This window comes from Butyricimonas synergistica DSM 23225 (assembly GCF_000379665.1).
Lineage (GTDB): Bacteria > Bacteroidota > Bacteroidia > Bacteroidales > Marinifilaceae > Butyricimonas > Butyricimonas synergistica.
In genome coordinates this window covers 1-1,690 of record NZ_KB903364.1, presented here as the reverse complement: position 1 = coordinate 1,690, position 1,690 = coordinate 1, and the positions used below count along the sequence as shown (strand labels likewise).

General features: G+C 54.4%; 2 rRNA genes. Both read right to left on the bottom strand.

The features are described 5' to 3' along the window. Nucleotides 1–2: 2 nt before the first annotated feature. A 5S ribosomal RNA gene (gene rrf, locus A3CY_RS0112420) occupies nucleotides 3–113 on the bottom strand. Nucleotides 114–267: 154 nt separating this feature from the next. Beyond that, nucleotides 268–1,690: ribosomal RNA gene (locus A3CY_RS23185) — 23S ribosomal RNA — on the bottom strand; the annotation flags it as partial.

The window sequence follows — 1,690 nt, the reverse complement described above, 5'->3', positions numbered from 1 at the left end:
AAATTTGGCATCGACCTACTCTCCCACCTTTCGGCAGTACCATCGGCGCTAACGGGCTTAACTTCTCTGTTCGGGATGGGAAGAGGTGGATCACCGTCGCTATAGACACCGTTTAATACCATTCAAAGTCGTTTCCAACTCACGTCACTCCAGCGTGGCACTCTTGCCAACCGTGACAAATATCTTTAAAGTCCATTATTCATTCATGCCTTCAAGCGATTGTTTTGACAATCGCTTGGAACGTTAATCGAATCATCTCACCCACCGAACGTCAACTCTCGGGTGATTAGTACCACTCGGCTTTGCCGTCGCCGGCTTTACACCTGTGGCCTATCAACGTCGTCGTCTACGACGACCCTAAATGGAGATCTCATCTTGAGGCAGGCTTCGCGCTTAGATGCTTTCAGCGCTTATCCCGTCCGCGCGTGGCTACCCGGCCGTACGACTGGCGTCATAACCGGTTCACTAGCGGCGCGTCCAACCCGGTCCTCTCGTACTAGAGTCAGGACCTCGCGAATCTCCTACGCCCACGACAGATAGGGACCGAACTGTCTCACGACGTTCTGAACCCAGCTCGCGTGCCACTTTAATCGGCGAACAGCCGAACCCTTGGGACCTTCTCCAGCCCCGGGATGTGACGAGCCGACATCGAGGTGCCAAACCGCTCCGTCGATATGAGCTCTTGGGAGCGATCAGCCTGTTATCCCCGGAGTACCTTTTATCCTTTGAGCGATGACCCTTCCACGCGGGATCACCGGATCACTATGCCCTGCTTTCGCACCCGATCGACTTGTGTGTCTCCCGGTCAAGCACCCTTGTGCCATTGCACTCTACGGTTGATTACCAACCAACCCGAGGGTACCTTTGGAAGCCTCCGTTACGCTTTTGGAGGCGACCACCCCAGTCAAACTACCCACCACGCGGTGTCCTCTTGAAAAGAGTTAGATCCCAGACAAGAGAAGGGTCGTATTTCAACGATGGCTCCATGAATCCTGGCGAATCCACTTCATTGCCTCCGACCTATCCTACACGTCCCGTGCCCGGGAACAACGCGAAGCTGCAGTAAAGGTTCACGGGGTCTTTCCGTCCCGTCGCGGGTACCCGGCATCTTCACCGGAACTACAATTTCACCGAGCTCATGGTCGAGACAGTGCCCAGATCGTTACACCATTCGTGCAGGTCGGAACTTACCCGACAAGGAATTTCGCTACCTTAGGACCGTTATAGTTACGGCCGCCGTTTACCGGGGCTTCAATTTAAACCTTCGACTTTCGTCTGAGCTCTCCTCTTAACCTTCCGGCACCGGGCAGGTGTCAGGCCATATACGTCATCTTTCGATTTGGCATAGCCATGTGTTTTTGGTAAACAGTCGCCTGGGCCATTTCTCTGCGGCTCTATCACTAGAGCGTCCTTTTTCCCTAAGTTACAGGACTATTTTGCCTAGTTCCTTGACCATGAATCACTCGAGCGCCTTGGTATACTCTACCCGACCACGTGTGTCCGTTTACAGTACGGTTCCTCGTCACTTGAAGTTTAGCGGGTTTTCTAGGGGGTTAATGCCAGGAGCGCTGTCCGCTTGGCCGAGGCCTCGCGGTACTATCGGCTTTCGCCTCGGGTGGCGTGCTTGACTACCACCGTCACAGGGTACGACCTTCAACGCGCTATTCCGTCAGCGCGCGGCTCCGTGATC